Raw genomic sequence first — 19,099 nt, forward strand, 5'->3', positions numbered from 1 at the left:
CGGCAGCCGGCGTAGGGCCGCCTGGCCCGCCGTTCCGATCCCGGAATGCCGGGGGCGGGGCGCCGCAAGACGAACGTCAACCAGTACGAACAACGAACAAGGAGCATGTCCGTGAAGAGCACCGTCGAGCAGCTGAGCCCGACCCGGGTCCGGATCAACGTCGAGGTGCCCTTCGAGGAGCTGAAGCCGGATTTCGACCGCGCGTACAAGGCACTGGCCAAGCAGGTCCGCATCCCCGGCTTCCGTCCCGGTAAGGCGCCAGCGAAGCTGCTCGAGGCCCGTCTCGGCCGTGGCGCGATCCTGGAGCAGGTCGTCAACGACGCGCTGCCCGGTCGCTACAGCGAGGCCGTCACCACCTCCGAGGTGAAGGTCATCGGTCAGCCCGAGATCGAGATCACCAAGATCGAGGACGGCCAGGAGCTGGCCTTCACCGCCGAGGTCGACGTGCGGCCGGAGATCACGCTGCCGGACTACGCGAGCATCGCGGTCACCGTCGACGCGTTCACCGTCGGCGACGAGGACATCGAGGAGCAGTTGCAGTCGCTGCGCCAGCGCTTCGGCACCCTGACCGGGGTGGAGCGTCCGGTGCAGGACGGCGACTTCGTCTCGATCGACCTGTCGGCGACCGTGGACGGCCAGGAGGTGGCCGAGGCCGCCACGACCGGCCTGTCCCACGAGGTCGGTTCCGGTCAGCTCATCGAGGGCCTGGACGAGGCGCTGGTCGGATTGTCGGCGGGCGAGTCGAAGGAGTTCACCTCGAAGCTGGTCGCGGGCGAGCACGCGGGCAAGGACGCGGTCATCACCGTGACCGTGCAGACCGTCAAGGAACGTGAGCTGCCCGAGGCCGACGACGAGTTCGCGCAGCTGGCCAGCGAATTCGACACGCTGGAGGAGCTGAAGGACGATCTGCGCGGCCGCGTCGAGCGGGTCAAGAAGGTGCAGCAGGCGGGCGAGATCCGCGACAAGGTGCTGGACACCCTGCTCGAGCAGGTCGAGGTGCCGCTGCCCGAGGCCGTGGTGAAGGCCGAGATCGACGCGGTGACCCACGACGCGGTGCACGGCTTCGACCACGACGAGGCCAAGTTCGCCGAGGCGCTCGAGGCGCAGGGCAGCACCCGCGAGGAGTTCGACGCCGACACCAAGCAGGCCGCCGAGAAGTCGGTCAAGACCCAGCTGCTGCTGGACGCGATCGCCGAGGCGGAGGGCACCCAGGTCGGCCAGGAGGAGCTCACCGAGCGGATCCTGTTCCAGTCGCAGCGCTACGGCCTGTCGCCGGAGCAGTTCATCCAGCAGGTGCAGCAGGCGGGCCAGCTGGGCGCGATCTTCGCCGACGTGCGGCGCGGCAAGGCGCTGGCGGGCGTGGTCGGCCAGGTGACCGTCACCGACTCCGCGGGCAACTCGGTGGACACCACCGAAATGTTCGGCGCCCCCGCCGATTCCGCCGACGAGGACGCGGCCGTCGAGACGGCCCCGGCGGACGCCGAATAACTCCATGGAATGTCGGCGTGATCGACGCCCGCGAGGTGCGCTGATTGCGCTGTGAGCGAAGAAAGGGCGGTACCGGGAGTTCGGTGCCGCCCTGCTTCGTTAATGTTTGTGACGACAAGTTGGATGGCCATGTCCGACCGGGTGCGGCATATCCAACCAGTGATGGCTATGTGGCAATCCGCAACGAGCCGGCGAGAGAAGGCAGGTATCCGTGACAATCAACCAGGCAGGGGTCATGACAACCGCGACTGCTGGTCTCAACCTCAGTGATTCGGTGTACGAGCGCCTGCTTCGTGAGCGCATCATCTTCCTCGGCACACAGGTCGACGACGACATCGCGAACAAGCTGTGCGCGCAGATCCTGCTGCTCTCGGCGGAGGATCCCACCAAGGACATCTCGCTCTACATCAACTCGCCGGGCGGCTCGGTGACCGCGGGCATGGCCATCTACGACACGATGCAGTTCGCCGAGTGCGACATCGCCACCTACGGCATGGGCCTGGCCGCGTCCATGGGGCAGTTCCTGCTCACCGCGGGCACCAAGGGCAAGCGCTACGCGCTGCCGCACGCGCGGATCATGATGCACCAGCCCTCGGCGGGGATCGGCGGCTCGGCGGCCGACATCGCGATCATGGCCGAGCAGTTCGCGCACACGAAGCGTGAGCTGAACGAACTGCAGGCGCAGCACACCGGCAAGTCGGTCGAGCAGGTCACCGCCGATGCCGACCGCGACCGCTGGTTCACCGCGGCCGAAGCCCTGGAATACGGCTTCATCGACCACGTGATCAGCCACGCGAATCAGGCCAACGGCGCCAAGAAGTAACGCACCGGATCACCCACAGGCCCCCGGACACCTCGAACGTCCGGCCGCCGCACCGACTTTGGAGACGAAGATGGCCAATTCGATCGACCCGCGCGCCGGCCTGTCCGGCATGGCACCGCAGAGCCCGCAGGCGCGCTACATCCTGCCGTCGTTCATCGAGCACTCGAGCTTCGGCGTCAAGGAGTCCAACCCGTACAACAAGCTGTTCGAAGAGCGCATCATCTTCCTCGGCGTGCAGGTGGACGACGCCTCGGCGAACGACATCATGGCGCAGCTGCTGGTGCTGGAGTCGCTGGACCCCGACCGCGACATCACCATGTACATCAACTCGCCGGGTGGCTCGTTCACCTCGCTGATGGCCATCTACGACACCATGCAGTACGTGCGCGCCGACGTCGCCACCGTCTGCCTGGGCCAGGCCGCCTCGGCCGCCGCCGTGCTGCTGGCCGCGGGCACGCCGGGCAAGCGCGCCTGCCTGCCCAACGCGCGCGTGCTGATCCACCAGCCCTCGCTGGAGGGCGGCATCCAGGGCCAGGTGTCGGATCTGGAGATCCAGGCCGCCGAGATCGAGCGCATGCGTCGCCTGATGGAGAGCACGCTCGCGCGGCACACCGGCAAGGACGCCGACACCATCCGCAAGGACACCGACCGCGACAAGATCCTGACGGCCGAGGAGGCCAAGGAGTACGGGATCATCGACACGGTGTTCGACTACCGGAAGCTGAGCGCGCAGAAATAAGGCGCGAATCGTCGTTTCCGGCCGGGGCCGGGACGGCGGGGGCGAATTGCCGATCCCGGGGCTGTTCGCTCTAAATTGCTTTGTGACAGGGAATTCCGGCCGGGAAGTACGCAATGGGGCATACCGCCCGGCCGGGCCGCCCTCGCGCCGCCGCGGTTCGAGAATTTGTTCGAACCGACGGCGCCGCGCGGCGGGCGGTGCGGAGGTATGGCTCGTGACGACTCGCACAACCCGCGCGAGAAACATGCGCGAGTTGTCGACCTCCATCCCGAACACCGGGTACGGTCAACCTAGGGACCTTTGCTCCCGGTTGACGGCACTGCCCCACCGGCCACGAAATCAGCCGATGCGTTTGCGGCTGCGAAAGTGGTGGACAGCTGGCAACCTGGACGGACGGTTGCACGCGGACAAGGAAGTAGGGACCCACGAGATGGCGCGCATCGGAGATGGCGGCGATCTGCTGAAGTGCTCGTTCTGCGGAAAGAGCCAGAAGCAGGTCAAGAAGCTCATTGCGGGACCAGGGGTGTACATCTGCGACGAGTGCATCGATCTCTGCAACGAGATCATCGAGGAGGAACTCGCCGAGTCCAGCGAGGTCAAACTCGATGAGCTGCCGAAGCCCGCCGAGATCCGGGATTTCCTGGAGAACTACGTGATCGGCCAGGACACCGCCAAGCGCACTCTCGCGGTGGCCGTCTACAACCACTACAAGCGCATCCAGGCCGGTGACAAGGGTCGGGACAGCCGCGGCGAGACCGTCGAGCTGGCCAAGTCCAACATCCTGATGCTCGGTCCCACCGGTTGCGGCAAGACCTACCTCGCCCAGACCCTGGCGAAGATGCTGAACGTCCCGTTCGCCATCGCCGACGCCACCGCGCTGACCGAGGCCGGGTACGTCGGCGAGGACGTCGAGAACATCCTGCTGAAGCTGATCCAGGCGGCCGACTACGACGTCAAGCGCGCCGAGACCGGCATCATCTACATCGACGAGGTCGACAAGATCGCCCGCAAGAGCGAGAACCCGTCGATCACCCGTGACGTGTCCGGCGAGGGCGTGCAGCAGGCCCTGCTGAAGATCCTGGAGGGCACTCAGGCGAGCGTGCCGCCGCAGGGCGGGCGCAAGCACCCGCACCAGGAGTTCATCCAGATCGACACCACCAACGTGCTGTTCATCGTGGCGGGCGCCTTCGCCGGTCTGGAGAAGATCATCTCCGACCGCACCGGCCACCGCGGCATCGGTTTCGGCGCCGAGGTGCGGTCGAAGGCCGAGATCGACACCACCGATCACTTCGCGGAGGTCATGCCAGAGGACTTGATCAAGTTCGGCCTGATCCCGGAGTTCATCGGCCGCCTGCCCGTGGTCGCGTCGGTGACGAACCTGGACAAGGAATCGCTGGTCAAGATCCTCTCCGAACCGAAGAACGCGCTGGTCAAGCAGTACGTCCGGCTGTTCGAGATGGACGGGGTCGACCTCGAGTTCACCGATGACGCGCTGGAGGCGGTCGCCGACCAGGCGATTCTGCGCGGCACCGGCGCGCGTGGCCTGCGGGCGATCATGGAGGAAGTCCTGCAGCCCGCGATGTACGACATCCCCAGCCGCGACGACGTCGCCAAGGTCGTCGTCAACGCGGATACGGTCAACGACAACGTCCTGCCCACCATCGTGCCGCGCAAGGCGCAGCGGCCGGAGCGCCGGGAGAAGTCGGCGTAATTCGGGTGTGGCGACCCGTCGCAGGGGGTACTCCTCTGTGAGGGTTGAGCAGACAGCCTAGTTCCGGCGTTTTTCTCCGGGGCGCATCATTGAACCCGCGAGCAAGCCCGTTTCCGAGATTGCTCGCGGGCGACTGGACCGAGGTCCTCATGTCGACAGGCTTGGCCAACCCCACGTACGTTCTCACCGCCGCTCGCAATGCCGATCACCCCGCCGAGCGGCTCAAGATTTCGGTCACAGTGCCGAGCGACGCGGTCACGCTGTGCGCGCTCGCGGGCGAAGTCGATCATTACACCGTCGAAGTGTTTCGACGCAGGCTGATCGGCTCGCTGGGCACGGCGGCGCCTGTGGTGGTCGTAGATCTGTCGAAGATCACGTTTTTCGGCGTCGCCGGGTTGCACGTCCTGGTCGACGCGCGGTCCATGCTGGCCCAGACCGGCCGTAGGATGCGCCTGGTGACCGGACCCCGGTGTGTGGACCGGCTGCTGGAGCTGGCGGGAGATCTGGCGCGCTTCGAGACGATGTCGAGTCTCGCCGACGCCGTGCTCGACGCGGCCTGACGCGGCCGGGGTCGATACCATCGGGGCATGTTCGCCAACCGGCGCTTGGAGCGCAAGGTCGACGCCCTGCACGCCAAGCTCGACCTGATCATGACCCATCTGGGCATCGAGGCGCAGGCAGCGGCCGTGCCGCCGCGTGCCGTGCCGGCGGTCCCGCGCGGCGACGGCATGGCCGAGATCGATGCGCTTCTGGCGCAGGGCAAGAAGATTCACGCGATCAAGCGGTATCGCGAACTCACCGGGTGCGGCCTGAAAGAGGCCAAGGAAGCGGTCGAACGCCGGTATCCGTACTGATCACCGGAGCGCGAGCACAGGGCTCGACGGCTCGCGCGCCGGCGCGGAAGTAGAGCGGGCATTCTTCGACGACTTGCCCCGCACCGCAGGCTGATAGGTCTAGCTGTGTGCGCCCTGCACCACGGGGGTGTGCAGATCCACTGGGAAGTCAGCGTCCGCGCTGGACAGGCTGTCCGCCGCGGAGCGTTCCGGCAAGGGGTCGTGCCCGGTCGGGTCGGGCAAGCTCCGCACCTGCTCGGTGGCATAGCCGATCGCGCGTCCGTATCGCGCGCTCGCGGCATCGTGGATGAGCAGGGCGACGCCGATCATCACCGGGGCGACACCGTGCACGGCGGCGTCGAACCATCGCCCGGCGCTCACGTACGGGTAGGTGTTCAGTCCGACGGTGAGCGCGAGCAGGGCCATTTCCGCCGCCGCCACTTGGCTCCGGTTGTCCAGCACGCCCCATTCGGTGACCTTGTTCGTGCCGATCATGATGATGATCAGCGACACGCTGATCATCGCCTCGAGCAGGTAGCTGAACCAGTACAGTGGGTCGTCCGGGCCACCCGGGGCGATGTTGTGCTGAACGTTGACCGCCGACCACAGCATTCCGGCGGCGACCACGCCGGCCAGCGCGCCGAGCGACCAGGAGCGGTGCCGGTACAGCGACGCCAACCTGGCGTGCGGGCTGGACGCGCGCCGCTGCGCGGCAATCGCCTTGCGCGCCAAAAGCAGGTCCCTGATCTCGGCCTTCTCGATGGCCTCCGCGGTGTGCCGCGCCCGGTCGGAGGCCGCGGCGCCCGCCTCGGCGTGCTTCCAGCGCTGTTCGCGGTCCTGGGTCCGGATCCGTTCGGCCAGTTCGCGTTCAGCGAGCAGTTCCTCCTCCGACAGCGCGCCGGTCAGAGCCGGGTCGAACTGGTAGGCGAGACGGCCGCGGGCCTTCTCGACTCGTCTCGCCAGCCGTGCGACGTCGTCGTCCGGGGTCTGTTCGTCGAGCATGCGGCTCCAAACGGTCGGGCGGAGGGGAACTCGAGAAACCGAAGACGCCGTTACCCCGCACCGAAACTCGCGAAGGTAGCCCGCCGGCCGCGGCACGGCCAGGCGACGTCAACACCTCTTATTCTTAGTGCATTCCGGGCCGTAACGACAGCCCCGGGTGAACGCGGCGCCGAAGTACCAGGTCGGATCGCACCATTCCCGCAGCGCCGCGGCCCTTTTCACGACCAGGGCACCCGGCACGAATCGGTGCTGAAACCCTGCGCCGTGATCCCGAGCGCCGAATTGAACCGGGCGCGTGAGTTTTCCAGCGCGATCTGATAGCTGAGCTCCACCACACCCGCTCGGCCGAAGCGCCGCTCCAGGTCGGCGACCTGTTCGTCGGTGACCGTGGTCGGCGTTGCGGTCATCGCGTCGGCGTAGGCGATGGCGGCGCGCTCGTCGTCGGAGTACAGCGGCGAGGTCGCGTAGTCGGCGATGTGTTCCAGCCGCGCGACGTCCAGCTCGCCCAGGCGCATGAGCATGGCTCCGAAGTCGACGCACCACGAACAGCCGATCGTCCACGCCGTGCGATACACCGCGATCTCGCGGATTACGGCGGGCAGGGCGGTGCTGGCCTTGCCGACCATGGTCTCGTGGACCGCGCTGGCCCTCAGCAATTTCGGATGGTTGGCGGTGACGGCGAAGGGCTCCGGCACTTCGCGGAAGCGGCGCTTGGCCAGCCGGTAGAGCAGCTTGGTCGTCGGTCCCGCGTGTTGCGGGGTGACGGCGGCGATACGGGTGGCGCTCATGTCGATCTCCTTCGATCAGCGGATGTGTTTCCTACTTCTCGGACGAGAGACCGTGCCGGAATGTGATGGGGCCGCGATGTGACCTGGCGCACCCGGCCGCCGCGCGCGCTACTCGGGCTCGACCCGCATGTCCTCCTGGCTCCAGTAGGCGCGCATCCCGGTGATCCGGCCTTCTTCGTCGAACTCCATCACATCGATCGGTGACAGGACGAAGCGCTGCCCGCCGACCTTGGTGACGATGGTGAACGGGAACGCGGCCTGATTGCCCGCGATTCTCACGTCCTCCGGCCGCAGCTCGGTCTCCCGATCCAGTGCGGCGATCACCTCGTAGAACTCGCGGATGGCCTCGTGGCCGCGCTTGGGTGGAGTGCCGACGGGGTCCTCCACGATCGCGTCGGGCGCGTACAGGGCGACGATGTCCTCGGTCGGCCCCGAGCCGACCAGCTTGACGTATTGCTCCACCACGTCGCGAATCTGTGTGGCCATCGAGTCTCCTCCGAAATGAAACGTGTTCTAATTTGTAGCCTAGCGCGTTCGGACGCCCGATTCGATCCCTTCCGCTTCGTCCAGCACGACGATCCGTACTCCGGTGGCGAGCAGTGTGGTGGCCGACAAGCCGAACAGGGTGCGGAAAGCGTCGCTGAAGTGTGAGGGGCTGGCGAAGCCCGCGTCGGCCGACGCGGCGGTGAGGTTCGCGCCCTCGGCGAGCGCGCGGCCGACGCCGAGCATCCTGGCCCACAGCCGGTACCGCCGGAACGAGGTGCCCGCCTGGGCGGCGAACAGATGCAGGAAGCGCGACTCCGACAGGTGCGCGGCCGCGGCGAACCGGGCGGCGGTGAACTCCCGCGCGGGATGGGCGAGGAGGGTCGCCATCGCCTCGGCTACCCGGTCGTCCGGCGTGGGGACCGGCCCGGCGCCGATGAGTTCGGCCAGCGAGCGCGGATCGGGGCACGTGCCGCTCGCAGCCGTGGCGAGCGCGGCCTCCGCCCGATGGCCGAGTCCGAATTCAGCGTGCCACCGGATCATCCGATCCCGGCAGGCTCGGGCGCCCCGCGACCCCGGATCCAGATAGCAGAACATCATCTGGTCGCCGCCCGCGACGACGCGGTGCACCCGGCGCGGCGGGATCAGCGCGCTGCGCACGGTGTGCGTGACGGCATCGGTCGCGAGTGTGAACGGCGCGTCCAACCCAACGGCCAGACAGTTCACGGCGGTGGAATGCGCGTCCGGACGCAGGGACGGTCCGCGATAGATCGCCTGCCCAGGCCATAGCCACAGAATCGCGGACGCAGTCGTCCCCGGCGGAGTGCTCGGCTCCATGCCGTCATGCTGTCACGGGCCGTGCGAACCGCGATATTTTCTGTTGTCCGGGGGTGAAGGCTCCGCTCGGTGTGACCCGAGCGGGCCCGGGGGATCGCCGTTGATCCCCCTTGGTTCGCCGTTGAACCAGACCCGCGTTCGGTATTTGCTGACTTTGTCGGTAACGGCTCATCCCGCGTTACCGCGCGGCGACGGCCGCTTCGGAGTAGTCGCCGTCCCGGCGCACCGCTTCTGCTCGGGGTTCTCGGTACGTGTCGTCCCACGCGACGATCCGGGCGAGGGACAGCTCCGTGACGTGGTGTTCCTTTCGTCCTATTCGTCTGTAGCCCGTCGGCCGTCCACTGATTCCGACGGCGCGAACCGGGGAAATTCATCGTCATTTCCGCAGTTCGTGCCCGGTGTGTCGAGCTTGCGCTCCCGGTGCCGTGCTGTTTACTCGGTCCGGTCAACCAGATGTTCGAGTGACGAGTGGAAGCGGAGGAGACATGGCACTGCCTACCATGACCGCAGAGCAGCGCACCGAGGCCTTGGCCAAGGCGGCTGCGGTCCGCAAGGCACGCTCCGAACTGATCGGCAAGGTGAAGGCGGGCAAGGTTTCGGTCGCGGATCTGCTGAAGAAGGCAGACTCCGACGAGCTGGTGAAGAAGACCAAGGTGGCCGCGGTGATCAAGGCCCTGCCCGGTGTCGGGCCGGTGAAGGCCGCGAAGTTGATGGACCAGGCGGAGATCCCGGAAGATCGCCGGATCGGCGGGCTCGGTGCGCGTCAGCGCGCGGCACTGCTCGAAGCGCTGAAGGACTGACGGTCGGGGAATTCGCCAAGTCGCGGCGTCATCCGCGGATCCACCGGATCACGCCCGTGGTGATCTCCCACGGGCGTCCCGGACTCTGCTGCCGGGTTCGCCGATCAGCGGACGGCGCGCGGACGGCGGCGCGGGAAACGCAGCGTCACCGGTTGCGGGTCGGAGAGGGACAACTCGCCTCGCGGCGGCAGGAAGAGGCAGGCCGCTCCGCCGATCACGAGCAGCAACGCCGCGATCAGGCTGGCCGTGAAGCTCGCCGCGCCCATGTCCGCGGGCTTGTGGAAGAGGTGGTAAAGGGAATGGGGGACACCGAAGGTGAGCCAGCCGACGCCCGCGATCCGGGCCGCCGTGGTTCGGTTGACCACGAGCGCGGCGATCGTCACCGCTGTCAGCGCCAGGAAGAAGGCACCCACGTCGGCCGCCAGATGGTGGTTGTAAGGGCCGTCCGCCGCCACCCACTTGGCGCCGAACCCCGGAAAACTGGTGTACCAGGAATGCGGCGCGAACGTGGCCCAAAGGCCGACGATCGCTCCTTGTACCGCCAAGACGGCCAGCACGATCCGCGTCAGCAGCAGGCGGCGGTACTGCTCGAACCGCATCCGCATCCGCAGGCCCTCGGAGTTCCCCTCCACCGATATCCGCATCGGCCGCTCCGTTCTCGCCGAATCCGTTCCGGCTCCGTGCAGTTACGGTAGAACGGGCGTCCGGCGCGGGCAATAGTGAGTCAGGCCAACAACGAGTCGGCGCCCGGATCGGTGCGCAGCCGCTCGGGGACGGTGTAGACGTTCATCGTGTCGCCGCGGAGGAAGCCGATCAGACTCAGTCCGGCGTCGGCGGCGAGATCGACGGCCAGCGAACTCGGCGCCGAGACCGCGCCGAGCATCGGGATTCCGCCCATGACGGCTTTCTGCACCAGTTCGAACGACGCGCGCCCGCTCACGATCAGCACCAGATCATGGGCGGGCACCCTGGATTCGCGCAGTGCCCAGCCGATCACCTTGTCCACCGCGTTGTGCCTGCCGATGTCCTCGCGCACCGCCAGCGCTTGCCCGTCGGTGGTGAACAGGCCCGCCGCATGCAAGCCGCCGGTGGCTTCGAACACCGATTGGCGGTCACGCAGCATGCCGGGCATCGCGGCCAGTACCCGGGTGTCCACCACCGGGCCTGCGGCGGGCAGAGGGAATCGGGTGCGCTTGCGGACCTCGTCCAGGGCGGTCTTTCCGCACAGTCCGCAGGCTCCGGTGGTGAGGAACGAGCGGGTCGACACCGGCACGGGGGTGCGCAGGGTGACGTCGAGGACGTTATACGTGTTGCGGCCCTGGTCGTCGGTGCCCGCGCAGTAGCGGGCCGCCACGATGTCCTCGGCGGAACCGATGACGTCTTCGCTCAGCAGGAATCCGTGCACCAGGTCGATGTCGTTGCCGGGGGTGCGCATGGTGACCGTCAGCGACTGCCCGTCGATGCGGATCTCGAGCGGTTCTTCGACGGCCAAGGTGTCCGGGCGCTGGATCTGCCCGCTGGGCGAGATCCGGCGCATCCGGCGGCGAGCGGTGACGCGGCTCATGCCGTGTTCCCTTCGGCGCGAGCACTGTCCTGCGGCCGGACCCGGCTGGTCATGCCTTGCTCGCCTCGAACCGAATGGTGACCGCTTTGGAGACTGGCGTGTTCGATCGTTTCGCGACGTGGTCCAGTGGCACCAGGGGATTGGTCTCGGGGTAGTAGGCGGCGGCGTTGCCGCGCGGTGTGGGGTAGGAGACCAGGCGGAAGCCTTCGACGCGGCGCTCGGTGCCGTCGGTCCACTCGGAGACGATGTCGACCAGATCGCCGTCGCGGAAACCGAACGCGGTGATGTCCTCGGGGTGGACCAGCACCACTTTGCGGCCGTTGTGGATGCCGCGGTAGCGGTCGTCCAGGCCGTAGATGGTGGTGTTGTACTGGTCGTGACTGCGCAGGGTTTGCAGTATCAGTCTGCCCGCGGGGACCGGCAGCCAGGTCAGCTCGTTGACCGCGAAGTTGGCCTTGCCGGTGGCGGTGCGGAATTCGCGGGCGTCGCGCGGCGGATGCGGTAGCTGGAAGCCGCCCCGGCCGCGAACTTTCGCGTTGTAGTCGGCGCAGCCGGGCACGACGCGGGCGATGGCGTCGCGGATGCTGTCGTAGTCACGGGCGAAGCGGGCCCACGGCACCGGGTGGTCGGGGCCCAGGACTGCCCGGGCGAGTTCGCAGACGATGGCGACTTCACTGCGCAGCTGGTCGCTGACCGGCCGCAACCGTCCGGTGGACAGGTGCACCATCGACATCGAGTCCTCCACGGAGACTTGATTCTTGGCGCCGTCCGGGGCCAGGTCGAGGTCGGTGCGCCCGAGCGTCGGCAGGATGAGCGCGGTACGGCCGTGCACGACGTGGCTGCGGTTGAGTTTGGTGGAGACCTGCACGGTGAGCGCGCAGTCGCGCAGCGCGGCTTCGGTCACGGCGGTGTCGGGGGTGGCGGAGACGAAGTTGCCGCCCATGCCGATGAAGACTTTCGCCTGTCCGTCGCGCATGGCGCGGATGGCGGCGACGGTGTCGAGGCCGTGCTCGCGCGGGCTGCTGATGCCGAATTCGCGGTCGAGGGCGTCGAGGAAGGTGTCGGGCATCTTCTCCCAGATGCCCATGGTGCGGTCGCCCTGCACATTCGAGTGACCGCGCACGGGGCACACACCCGCGCCCGGTTTGCCGATCATGCCGCGCAACAGCAGCAGATTGGTGGCCTCCTCGATGGTGGCCACCGCATGGGCCTGCTGGGTCAGGCCCATGGCCCAGCACAGGATGATGTTGCGCGAGCGGGCGAACAGCTCGGCGGTGTGCTCGAGTTCGGCCGCGGTGAGACCCGTCGCTTCCAGTACGGTGTCGAGATCGACCGTGCGCGCGTGCTTTTCGTATTCGGCGTAGCCCGCGCAGTGGGCGTCGACGAACGCCCGGTCGACCACCGTGCCCGGTGCGCGGTCCTCCGCTTCCAGCAGCAGGCGGCCGAGCGCCTGGAACAGGGCCAGGTCACCGCCGAGGCGGATCTGCAGGAAGTCGTCGGCGATCGGCACGCCGGTGGTGACGCCCTTGATCGTCTGCGGGTCGCGGAAGCCGAGCAGCCCGGTCTCGGGCAGGGGGTTCACCGCGACGATCCGGGTGCCGTTCGCCTTGGCCGCGGCCAGCGCGCTGAGCATCCGGGGATGATTGGTGCCCGGATTCTGTCCCGCGACGATGATCAGGTCGGCCTTGGCGAAGTCGTCGATGGAGACCGAGCCCTTGCCGATCCCGATCGAGCTCGACAGCGCCGCGCCGGAGGACTCGTGGCACATGTTGGAGCAGTCCGGCAGATTGTTGGTGCCGTAGCTGCGCACCAGCAGCTGATAGAGGAACGCGGTCTCGTTGCTGGTGCGGCCGGAGGTGTAGAACACCGCCTCGTCCGGCGAGTCCAGCCCGCGTAGCGTGTCGGCGATCAAACGGTAGGCGTCGTCCCAGGCGATCGACCGGTAGTGGGTGTCTCCGGGACGCAGCACCATCGGGTGGGTCAGCCTGCCCTGCTGCCCGAGCCAATAGCCGGATTTGTCGCTCAGGTCCGCCACCGAGTGGGTGGCGAAGAACTCGGGAGTCACCGTGCGCAGCGTGGCTTCCTCGGCGACGGCCTTCGCGCCGTTCTCGCAGAACTCGGCGGGCCTGCGATGGCCGCTCGGCTCCGGCCAGGCGCAGCCCGGGCAGTCGAAGCCGTGCACCTGATTGACCCGGGCCAGGGTGCGCGCCGTGCGGATGACGCCCATCTCCTCGATCGAGCGTTTCAACGCCACCGCCACGGCGGTGACGCCCGCGGCCTGCTCTTCGGGCGGGGTCACCGTCAGCTCGGACTCGTCGATGTCGCGGCTCGGTCCGTTTCGGTGCATGTCGCCATTGTGCTCCCCGCGCGATCCGGGCTCGACTCGACCGGTTGATCGGCCGTCCCCGGCGCGAGGCCGGTGAGCCGGGCGCGAAGCCGTCCGGTACACGGCCGTGGTGCGGCCTGGCCTCGGCCGTGCGAGGGGCCGACCCGGAGCCCGGTTCCGCGAGCGCGGCGGCTCGGCGAGCCGTTCACGCTGTGCGGCGCCCTGGTGCGAGGCAGCCGCGAGCGCCGGGGTCATGACATGCTCGAACGCAGTCCACCGCACTGCGGCTCGGTGGTCGGCGCCGGTCCGGGTGCCCGATGCCGTGCGTGTGCGGGCGCGGCGACGCTGTTCGAGTACCCGGGCGCCGGTGCTGGCAGGCGAACTCGTCACCGCGGCCACTTTGCCGGCGCCCTCGGCGGCTACGAACGGCGGCGCGCTCCCGCGATATCCGCCGTGCCCGTGCGCTGCTCGTCGCCTCGGTAGGTGAGGACCCGCTCGCTGATGCGGACCCGCCAGCCGGGCGGGAGCTCGGTCGGGGACGTGCTGATCCTGGTCCACTGGTCGGTGCCGGGACCGGCGATGAAGGTGCCGGAGGTAGCGGCGGCGTCCCGGATGTACACCTTGCCGCCGTCCACCGACACATAGGCGTGGACCCGCGAGACATGGCGATCGCGCTGGATGACGATCGGAGTGGCGGCGGCGGTGCGGACCGCCTCGTCCACCTGCGGTCCGCGCCCGATGACGTAGGCGCGGTCCAACGGGTAGGCCGCCCCTTCTTCGGTGACCAGCGCACCGACGGCGTCTCCGGACAGCGCCGCCGGGCTCATGGCTCGCGTTCCGCCGTTCTCGGGCGCTTTGCGCAGGGCGACCGGTTCGCGCGCGGGCTGCACCTGGGACCACGCCGGCGGTCGGTCCGGGACCGGCCGGGGCGGACGCGGTTTGGCGAAGGGGCGGACCGACTCGGTCGGCCTGGGTGTCGCTGGTGCGAGGGCGTCGGCGGCGCTGGTCTGCCGAGGGATCGGCGTTGCCTGTGCGAGGGCGTCGGCGGCGCTGGTCTGCCGAGGGATCGGCGTTGCCTGTGCGGCGGCGTCGGACGCACCGGTCGGTCGCGGAGCGGGCGATGCTTGCGCGACGGCGTCGGACGCGCCGGTCGGTTCCGGCATCGCCGCGAAACCGGCCGCCGCCGTCGCCTCGGGCTCGGCCTGCGCGGAAGGCTCGGACGTGCGTGGTTCGGCGGCTTTTCCGGTGCGTCGTACCGCGGCGTGCAGCACGAAGCCGCCGCCGGGGACCACGCCGGCGCGCAGGTCGGTGCGGGGCAAGGCGGTCGGCGGCTCGCCGGTGTCCGCGCCGATCGTGATGCGGCGCACCGGTTCGCGCACGATCTCGTCCACCCAAGTGAACGCACGCCCGCCGTCGAGGCGGCGGGTGCCCTCCGCGCCTTGGATCTCCGCGGTGACCGGTCCGCGCAACAGGATCAGCACGCCGTCCGCGGTGGGGGCGACCACACCGAACGGCGGCGGTTGGACGGTGCTGCCGAAGATCACCGCGGCCAAGCGTTGCGCCAGCGCGGCGCCGGGATGCTCGCCTTCGGCCACGGCTTCGATGGTGCCGAGTATTCGGTCCGTGGAGGTCGTTTCGGCCCCGAGGTAGGCGACGACCGCACCGAAACGGGCGACGAGTCCGTCGCCCGGTGCGACACCCACGGTGGACGGTTTTCTGCGCACCCGCGCCCTCCTTCCCGGCGCACTACCGGCATACCGAAGCCAGCATAGAGCGTCGGCGACAACCGAACCGGGGTCTGCGCGTATCGCGAAGCGGACAGTGCGAACGTCTCGCCGTGTCATCGGATTCTCGAATCACGCTCTGTCGGGCGGGTTCTCGTGAGCGGTCGCCGCCAACCTTTGCAAAGGCTGTGAGCTGCATGTTGTGGTGTTTTCCGCAGCAAGCGGCGTTCGGCGGCCTGCTCCGTCCCGCCGGATCGGCCTCTTCGCGGCAGCTCCGGACGCGCATGGACTTGCGCCGCTCACCCGAACGGCGTTCGTCCCTCGTTATGCTCGGCTCATGAGCGCAGCAGCCGTCAGCCGCAGGGCCCGCCCGGCCAAAGCTCCGCTGAGCCGCGAGGTGATCGTCGAGACCGGCCTGCGCATCCTGGACCGGGATGGAGCGGCGGCGCTGACCATGCGCCGGGTCGCACAGGACTTGGACACCGGCGCCGCCTCGCTGTACGTATACGTCGCCAATCGCGACGATCTGATGGCCGCCATGCTCGACCATGTCCTCGGTTCCGTCCCCGAGCCCGCCTGGGCGAGCTGGCGCGAGCGGCTCACCGAGCTGGTCGATGCCACGGTGGCGGCGATGAGCAGGCACGAAGGGCTGGCGCTCGTCGCGCTCGGTGTGATTCCGAGCAGTCCGAACGCCCTGCGGCTGGTGGAGCTGATGCTCGGTGCGCTCACCGAGGCGGGACTGGACGAGCTGACCGCGTCGTGGGCGGTGGACCTGCTGTTCCTGCACATCACCGCGTCGGCGTCCGAACAGAGTGCGCACCGCATCGGGGGCGGCAGCGAGCAGGAGTACCTCGCCGCGATCGAGCGTCGCTTCGCCGAACTGCCCGCCGACCGCTATCCGACCGTCGTGGCCATGCGGGAGGCTCTGCTGGCGGGCGGCGGTGCGGCGCGCGCGGCCTGGGCCGTGCAAGTGCTGCTCAACGGCATCCTCGCCACGCGGGCGCAGTGAAATTCGCTGGTTCATGTCGTGGGGGCGGACCGACAATGGGCCGGTGATCCGACCCGCGACATCCCGAGACCTCCCCGTGCTCCAGGACATCGAGCGCGCGGCGGGCGAGCCGTTCGCGCGAATCGGGATGACGACCGTGGCCGACGACGAACCGCCCTCGCTGGCGACTCTGCGACAGTTCCAGCAGGCCGGGCGGGCCTGGGTGTGGACCGACGACGACCTGCCGATCGGCTACCTCGTCGCGGCAGTGGTCGACGGGAACGCCCACATCGAGCAGGTCTCGGTGCGCCCGGATCACGCCCGGCGCCGGATCGGCAAGCGCTTGCTCGACCAGGCCGCCCGATGGGCCGCCGTCGCGGGCCTACCCGCGATGACGCTGACGACGTTCATCGAGGTGCCGTGGAACGGGCCGTATTACGAGCGGCTCGGCTTCCGTTACCTGTCGGCGGGGGAGGAGACGCCGGGGCTGGTCGCGCTGCGCGCCGCCGAGCAGGCCCACGGCCTCGACCGCTGGCCGCGCGCGTGCATGCGCGCGGAACTGTCCGCATGGTCGATGGACTGAGCCGCCCGGACGCGTCGTGCCGTCAGGCGAGGGCGCGTACGGCCGCGGGCGCCGCGGCGGCCCGATCTTCGGCGATCAGGCCGATGCGCGTGCGCCGATCCAGCAGGTCGTCGGCCTCCAGCGCGCCCTCGTGGGACACCGCGAACGCGAATTCGGCTCCGAGTACGTCGATTCCGGGCGCGACCGGCTCGGCGAGGGCAGGATCACGGCGCGCGGCGGCCAGCACGGCGTCCGCCTCACCGCCGTAGCGTTCGATCAGCACCGGCGGCGCGTCGATGCGGTCGCGCGCCGCTCCGGAGACCGCGCCTACCAGTGGTAGCCGCCGGGTGCGGCACGGTGCCGCGGCGAGACCGTTGTGCGTGACGGCGGCGTCGATCACGTCCTCGGCCATCTTGCGGTAGGTGGTGAGTTTGCCTCCCACGATGGTGACGATCCCGCTCGGGGAACGCAGCACCGCGTGTTTGCGCGAGATGTCGGCGGTGCTGTCGTCGGCGGTCTCCAGCAGTGGGCGCAACCCGGCGTAGGAGCCGCGAATATCGGCGCGGGTCAGCGGCTCGCGCAGGGCGGGATTGATGGTCTCGAGCAGGAAATCGATCTCGCCGTCGGTGGCCTTCGGCTCGTCGGGAACCGGGCCCGGCGCGTCCTCGTCGGTCAACCCCAGGTACACCCGGCCGTGCGCGGCGGGGAAGGCGAAGACGAAGCGGCCGATGCTGCCGGGCACCGGTACGGTGAGCGCCGCGGACAGGCCGCCGAAGGACGCGGCGGAGAACACCAGGTGGGTGCCGCGGCTCGGGCGCAGCCGGATGCTCGGATCCACCTGATCGGCCCAGACTCCGGTGGCGTTCACCACGGCGCGCGGCCGCACCGCCAGGGTCTCGCCGGTGCGCGTGTCACGCAGGGTCGCCGAATTCCCGGTCACGTCGAGCGCTTCGACGCGGGTCAGAATGCGCGCGCCGTTGGCCGCCGCGGTGCGCGCCAGTGCGACGACCAAGCGCGCGTCGTCGACCAGCTGTCCGTCCCATGCCTGCAGCCCGCCGCGCAGGTCCGCGCGGCGCACGGTCGGTGCGAGCCGTACCGCCTCCGCGGCGGCGACGTGCCGGGACCGGGGCAGCAGCGCCGCGGGGGTGCCCGCACCACGCCGCAACAGATCACCCGCCAGGAAACCGGCGCGCACCAGTGCGGCTTGCGTCGTGCCGATATTCGGCAGCAGCGGGACCAGTTGGGGCAGCGGGCGCACCAGATGTGGCGCCGTGGTGCGCATGAGAATGCCGCGCTCCGAGGCGCTTTCGTGGGCGATGCCGACGCGGCCGCTCGCGAGATAGCGCAGGCCGCCGTGCACCAGCTTGGAACTCCAGCGGCTGGTGCCGAAGGCCAGGTCGTGGCGTTCCACCAGCACGGTGCGCAGCCCGCGGGCCGCGGCGTCCAGCGCCGCGCCCGCGCCGGTGACGCCACCGCCGATCACCAGCACGTCGACCTCGGCGCCGTCGCCGAGCCGCGACAGATCCGCCGCACGGCGGGCGGCGTTCAACGCGGAGTCCCCGGTGTGCCCCGGATCAGTGCTCATCACAATGCCTTTCGGATACGGCGAGAAGGGTGCGAAGACGGCTCATCGCGCTTGTCTCCGGTCGGTGTCCTCGGTCGTCTCCCGGGTGTGGTCGTCCAGGTACCCGTCGATCGCGCGACGGAGTTCGGCGTCGAGATGCTCGCCCGCCAGCAGCGGCGCGACGGTGCCCGCCGATTGCACCGCGGATTGGGCGATCAGCAGCAGCATCGTGGCCATCCGTTCCGGGTCGCCCCCGCGAATGGAGCCGTCCCGGTGGCCGTCGCGGATACCCGCCGCGAACAGCTCGATCAGAGCGCGCTGGTTGCGCCCCAGCCTGCCGAAGACGTAGGTGAGCATCAGATCGGTGTCGGTACGGAAGATCTTGCCGAACAGAGGATTCGACCGGACCGTCGCCGCTCCCGCGACCACGCCCTCGACCAGCCTGACGCGCGCGCTGCCCGCCGACGGCATGGTCGCCGCCACGATCCCGCGCAGCTCGCGGACCAGCAGCTCGGCCACCAGCGCGCCGGTGTCCGGCCAGCGGCGGTAGACGGTCGGCCTGCTGACGCCCGCTCGCCGCGCCACTTCGGTGAGGGTGGTGCGGCGCACGCCGAATTCCTCCACGCACGCGCGAGCGGCGTCGAGGATCGCCAGGTCGGTCGCCGAGAGGCGCTCGGCGGAGTCGTCAGGAGCGGTCAAGGTGTCACCACCGGGGGTTGATCGGCCGACGGCTGGCGTCGACCAAGGGGAATGGTCCGAACCTTCGTTACTGCTTGACAGTCTATGTCAAACTGTAACGCATGGTGGAAACACGGCAGCACGCCGCGGGCGATTCGGCTTCCGCGGCAAAGACCGGCGTGAGCGGGT

The 19,099-nt window shown here is 69.1% G+C and carries 19 protein-coding genes; 9 read left to right on the forward strand and 10 right to left on the reverse strand.

Annotated elements, in window-relative coordinates; genetic code table 11:
• Positions 1-111 precede the first annotated feature (111 nt).
• The 6 genes from tig to ABZW96_RS07260 all read left to right on the forward strand — a co-directional run bounded on the left by tig (position 112) and on the right by ABZW96_RS07260 (position 5,615).
• On the forward strand, positions 112-1,488 hold the full coding sequence (gene tig, locus ABZW96_RS07235; RefSeq protein ID WP_355072239.1) for a trigger factor: 1,377 nt from the start codon (positions 112-114) through the stop codon (positions 1,486-1,488).
• A gap of 235 nt (positions 1,489-1,723) precedes the next feature.
• The gene (locus tag ABZW96_RS07240) at positions 1,724-2,311 is read left to right on the forward strand and encodes an ATP-dependent Clp protease proteolytic subunit (protein ID WP_355072241.1); all 588 of its coding nucleotides are present in this window, start codon (positions 1,724-1,726) and stop codon (positions 2,309-2,311) included.
• A gap of 70 nt (positions 2,312-2,381) precedes the next feature.
• Positions 2,382-3,050: an ATP-dependent Clp protease proteolytic subunit gene (locus tag ABZW96_RS07245; protein ID WP_355072243.1), complete on the forward strand. Its 669-nt coding sequence runs from the start codon at positions 2,382-2,384 to the stop codon at positions 3,048-3,050.
• Positions 3,051-3,480: 430 nt separating this feature from the next.
• Positions 3,481-4,761, forward strand: coding sequence for an ATP-dependent Clp protease ATP-binding subunit ClpX (gene clpX / locus ABZW96_RS07250; RefSeq protein WP_195131826.1), 1,281 nt, complete (start codon positions 3,481-3,483; stop codon positions 4,759-4,761).
• A gap of 149 nt (positions 4,762-4,910) precedes the next feature.
• Positions 4,911-5,321, forward strand: a complete 411-nt coding sequence (locus ABZW96_RS07255) for an STAS domain-containing protein (RefSeq protein WP_355072245.1) — start codon at positions 4,911-4,913, stop codon at positions 5,319-5,321.
• Positions 5,322-5,348: 27 nt separating this feature from the next.
• Entirely contained in the window at positions 5,349-5,615 is a 267-nt protein-coding gene (locus ABZW96_RS07260; protein ID WP_355072247.1) for a ribosomal protein L7/L12, read from the forward strand.
• A gap of 99 nt (positions 5,616-5,714) precedes the next feature.
• Here ABZW96_RS07260 and ABZW96_RS07265 read toward each other — a convergent pair whose 3' ends face one another.
• From ABZW96_RS07265 to ABZW96_RS07280, 4 genes are all read right to left on the reverse strand, one after another.
• On the reverse strand, positions 5,715-6,596 hold the full coding sequence (locus ABZW96_RS07265; RefSeq protein ID WP_355072249.1) for a hypothetical protein: 882 nt from the start codon (positions 6,594-6,596) through the stop codon (positions 5,715-5,717).
• A 218-nt stretch (positions 6,597-6,814) separates the two neighbouring features.
• Positions 6,815-7,384: a carboxymuconolactone decarboxylase family protein gene (locus ABZW96_RS07270; RefSeq protein WP_355072251.1), complete on the reverse strand. Its 570-nt coding sequence runs from the start codon at positions 7,382-7,384 to the stop codon at positions 6,815-6,817.
• A gap of 108 nt (positions 7,385-7,492) precedes the next feature.
• On the reverse strand, positions 7,493-7,870 hold the full coding sequence (locus tag ABZW96_RS07275) for a nuclear transport factor 2 family protein (RefSeq protein ID WP_355072253.1): 378 nt from the start codon (positions 7,868-7,870) through the stop codon (positions 7,493-7,495).
• Positions 7,871-7,909: 39 nt separating this feature from the next.
• Positions 7,910-8,704, reverse strand: a complete 795-nt coding sequence (locus ABZW96_RS07280; RefSeq protein ID WP_355072255.1) for an AraC family transcriptional regulator — start codon at positions 8,702-8,704, stop codon at positions 7,910-7,912.
• Positions 8,705-9,189: 485 nt separating this feature from the next.
• Between ABZW96_RS07280 and mihF the strand changes: the two genes are divergently transcribed.
• Positions 9,190-9,504, forward strand: a complete 315-nt coding sequence (mihF, locus tag ABZW96_RS07285; protein WP_039796616.1) for an integration host factor, actinobacterial type — start codon at positions 9,190-9,192, stop codon at positions 9,502-9,504.
• A gap of 104 nt (positions 9,505-9,608) precedes the next feature.
• On the opposite strand, the gene ABZW96_RS07290 is transcribed toward mihF, so the two are convergent.
• From ABZW96_RS07290 to ABZW96_RS07305, 4 genes are all read right to left on the reverse strand, one after another.
• Entirely contained in the window at positions 9,609-10,148 is a 540-nt protein-coding gene (locus ABZW96_RS07290; protein ID WP_355072258.1) for a hypothetical protein, read from the reverse strand.
• A gap of 80 nt (positions 10,149-10,228) precedes the next feature.
• Entirely contained in the window at positions 10,229-11,068 is an 840-nt protein-coding gene (fdhD, locus tag ABZW96_RS07295) for a formate dehydrogenase accessory sulfurtransferase FdhD (RefSeq protein ID WP_355072260.1), read from the reverse strand.
• A 49-nt stretch (positions 11,069-11,117) separates the two neighbouring features.
• Positions 11,118-13,415: an FdhF/YdeP family oxidoreductase gene (locus ABZW96_RS07300; protein WP_355072262.1), complete on the reverse strand. Its 2,298-nt coding sequence runs from the start codon at positions 13,413-13,415 to the stop codon at positions 11,118-11,120.
• Positions 13,416-13,813: 398 nt separating this feature from the next.
• Positions 13,814-15,118, reverse strand: a complete 1,305-nt coding sequence (locus ABZW96_RS07305) for an FHA domain-containing protein (protein ID WP_355072264.1) — start codon at positions 15,116-15,118, stop codon at positions 13,814-13,816.
• Positions 15,119-15,455: 337 nt separating this feature from the next.
• On the opposite strand from ABZW96_RS07305, the gene ABZW96_RS07310 reads away from it, so the two are divergent.
• Both ABZW96_RS07310 and ABZW96_RS07315 read left to right on the forward strand, forming a co-directional pair.
• Complete coding sequence (locus tag ABZW96_RS07310) at positions 15,456-16,127, forward strand: TetR/AcrR family transcriptional regulator C-terminal domain-containing protein (RefSeq protein ID WP_355072266.1); 672 nt, start codon at positions 15,456-15,458, stop codon at positions 16,125-16,127.
• Between the two features lie 43 nt (positions 16,128-16,170).
• A complete protein-coding gene (locus ABZW96_RS07315) occupies positions 16,171-16,689 on the forward strand; it encodes a GNAT family N-acetyltransferase (RefSeq protein WP_355072268.1) in 519 nt (172 codons plus the stop codon).
• A gap of 22 nt (positions 16,690-16,711) precedes the next feature.
• Here the strand turns inward: ABZW96_RS07315 and ABZW96_RS07320 are convergent, their stop codons facing one another.
• Entirely contained in the window at positions 16,712-18,253 is a 1,542-nt protein-coding gene (locus tag ABZW96_RS07320; RefSeq protein WP_355072270.1) for a glycerol-3-phosphate dehydrogenase/oxidase, read from the reverse strand.
• Between the two features lie 42 nt (positions 18,254-18,295).
• Entirely contained in the window at positions 18,296-18,931 is a 636-nt protein-coding gene (locus tag ABZW96_RS07325; RefSeq protein ID WP_355072272.1) for a helix-turn-helix domain-containing protein, read from the reverse strand.
• Positions 18,932-19,099 lie beyond the last annotated feature (168 nt).

It is taken from the genome of Nocardia sp. NPDC004168, assembly GCF_040610355.1.
In the GTDB taxonomy this organism is placed as follows: Bacteria; Actinomycetota; Actinomycetes; order Mycobacteriales; family Mycobacteriaceae; genus Nocardia; species Nocardia sichangensis.

Bases quoted from the DNA above. Each gene is read 5' to 3' on its own strand.
- ABZW96_RS07240 (WP_355072241.1), top strand. From the start codon at position 1,724: ATGACAACCGCGACTGCTGGTCTCAACCTCAGTGATTCGGTGTACGAG.
- ABZW96_RS07245 (WP_355072243.1), top strand. From the start codon at position 2,382: ATGGCCAATTCGATCGACCCGCGCGCCGGCCTGTCCGGCATGGCACCG.
- clpX (WP_195131826.1), top strand. From the start codon at position 3,481: ATGGCGCGCATCGGAGATGGCGGCGATCTGCTGAAGTGCTCGTTCTGC.
- ABZW96_RS07255 (WP_355072245.1), top strand. From the start codon at position 4,911: ATGTCGACAGGCTTGGCCAACCCCACGTACGTTCTCACCGCCGCTCGC.
- ABZW96_RS07260 (WP_355072247.1), top strand. From the start codon at position 5,349: ATGTTCGCCAACCGGCGCTTGGAGCGCAAGGTCGACGCCCTGCACGCC.
- ABZW96_RS07265 (WP_355072249.1), bottom strand. From the start codon at position 6,596: ATGCTCGACGAACAGACCCCGGACGACGACGTCGCACGGCTGGCGAGA.
- ABZW96_RS07270 (WP_355072251.1), bottom strand. From the start codon at position 7,384: ATGAGCGCCACCCGTATCGCCGCCGTCACCCCGCAACACGCGGGACCG.
- ABZW96_RS07275 (WP_355072253.1), bottom strand. From the start codon at position 7,870: ATGGCCACACAGATTCGCGACGTGGTGGAGCAATACGTCAAGCTGGTC.
- ABZW96_RS07280 (WP_355072255.1), bottom strand. From the start codon at position 8,704: ATGGAGCCGAGCACTCCGCCGGGGACGACTGCGTCCGCGATTCTGTGG.
- mihF (WP_039796616.1), top strand. From the start codon at position 9,190: ATGGCACTGCCTACCATGACCGCAGAGCAGCGCACCGAGGCCTTGGCC.
- ABZW96_RS07290 (WP_355072258.1), bottom strand. From the start codon at position 10,148: ATGCGGATATCGGTGGAGGGGAACTCCGAGGGCCTGCGGATGCGGATG.
- fdhD (WP_355072260.1), bottom strand. From the start codon at position 11,068: ATGAGCCGCGTCACCGCTCGCCGCCGGATGCGCCGGATCTCGCCCAGC.
- ABZW96_RS07300 (WP_355072262.1), bottom strand. From the start codon at position 13,415: ATGCACCGAAACGGACCGAGCCGCGACATCGACGAGTCCGAGCTGACG.
- ABZW96_RS07310 (WP_355072266.1), top strand. From the start codon at position 15,456: ATGAGCGCAGCAGCCGTCAGCCGCAGGGCCCGCCCGGCCAAAGCTCCG.
- ABZW96_RS07320 (WP_355072270.1), bottom strand. From the start codon at position 18,253: ATGAGCACTGATCCGGGGCACACCGGGGACTCCGCGTTGAACGCCGCC.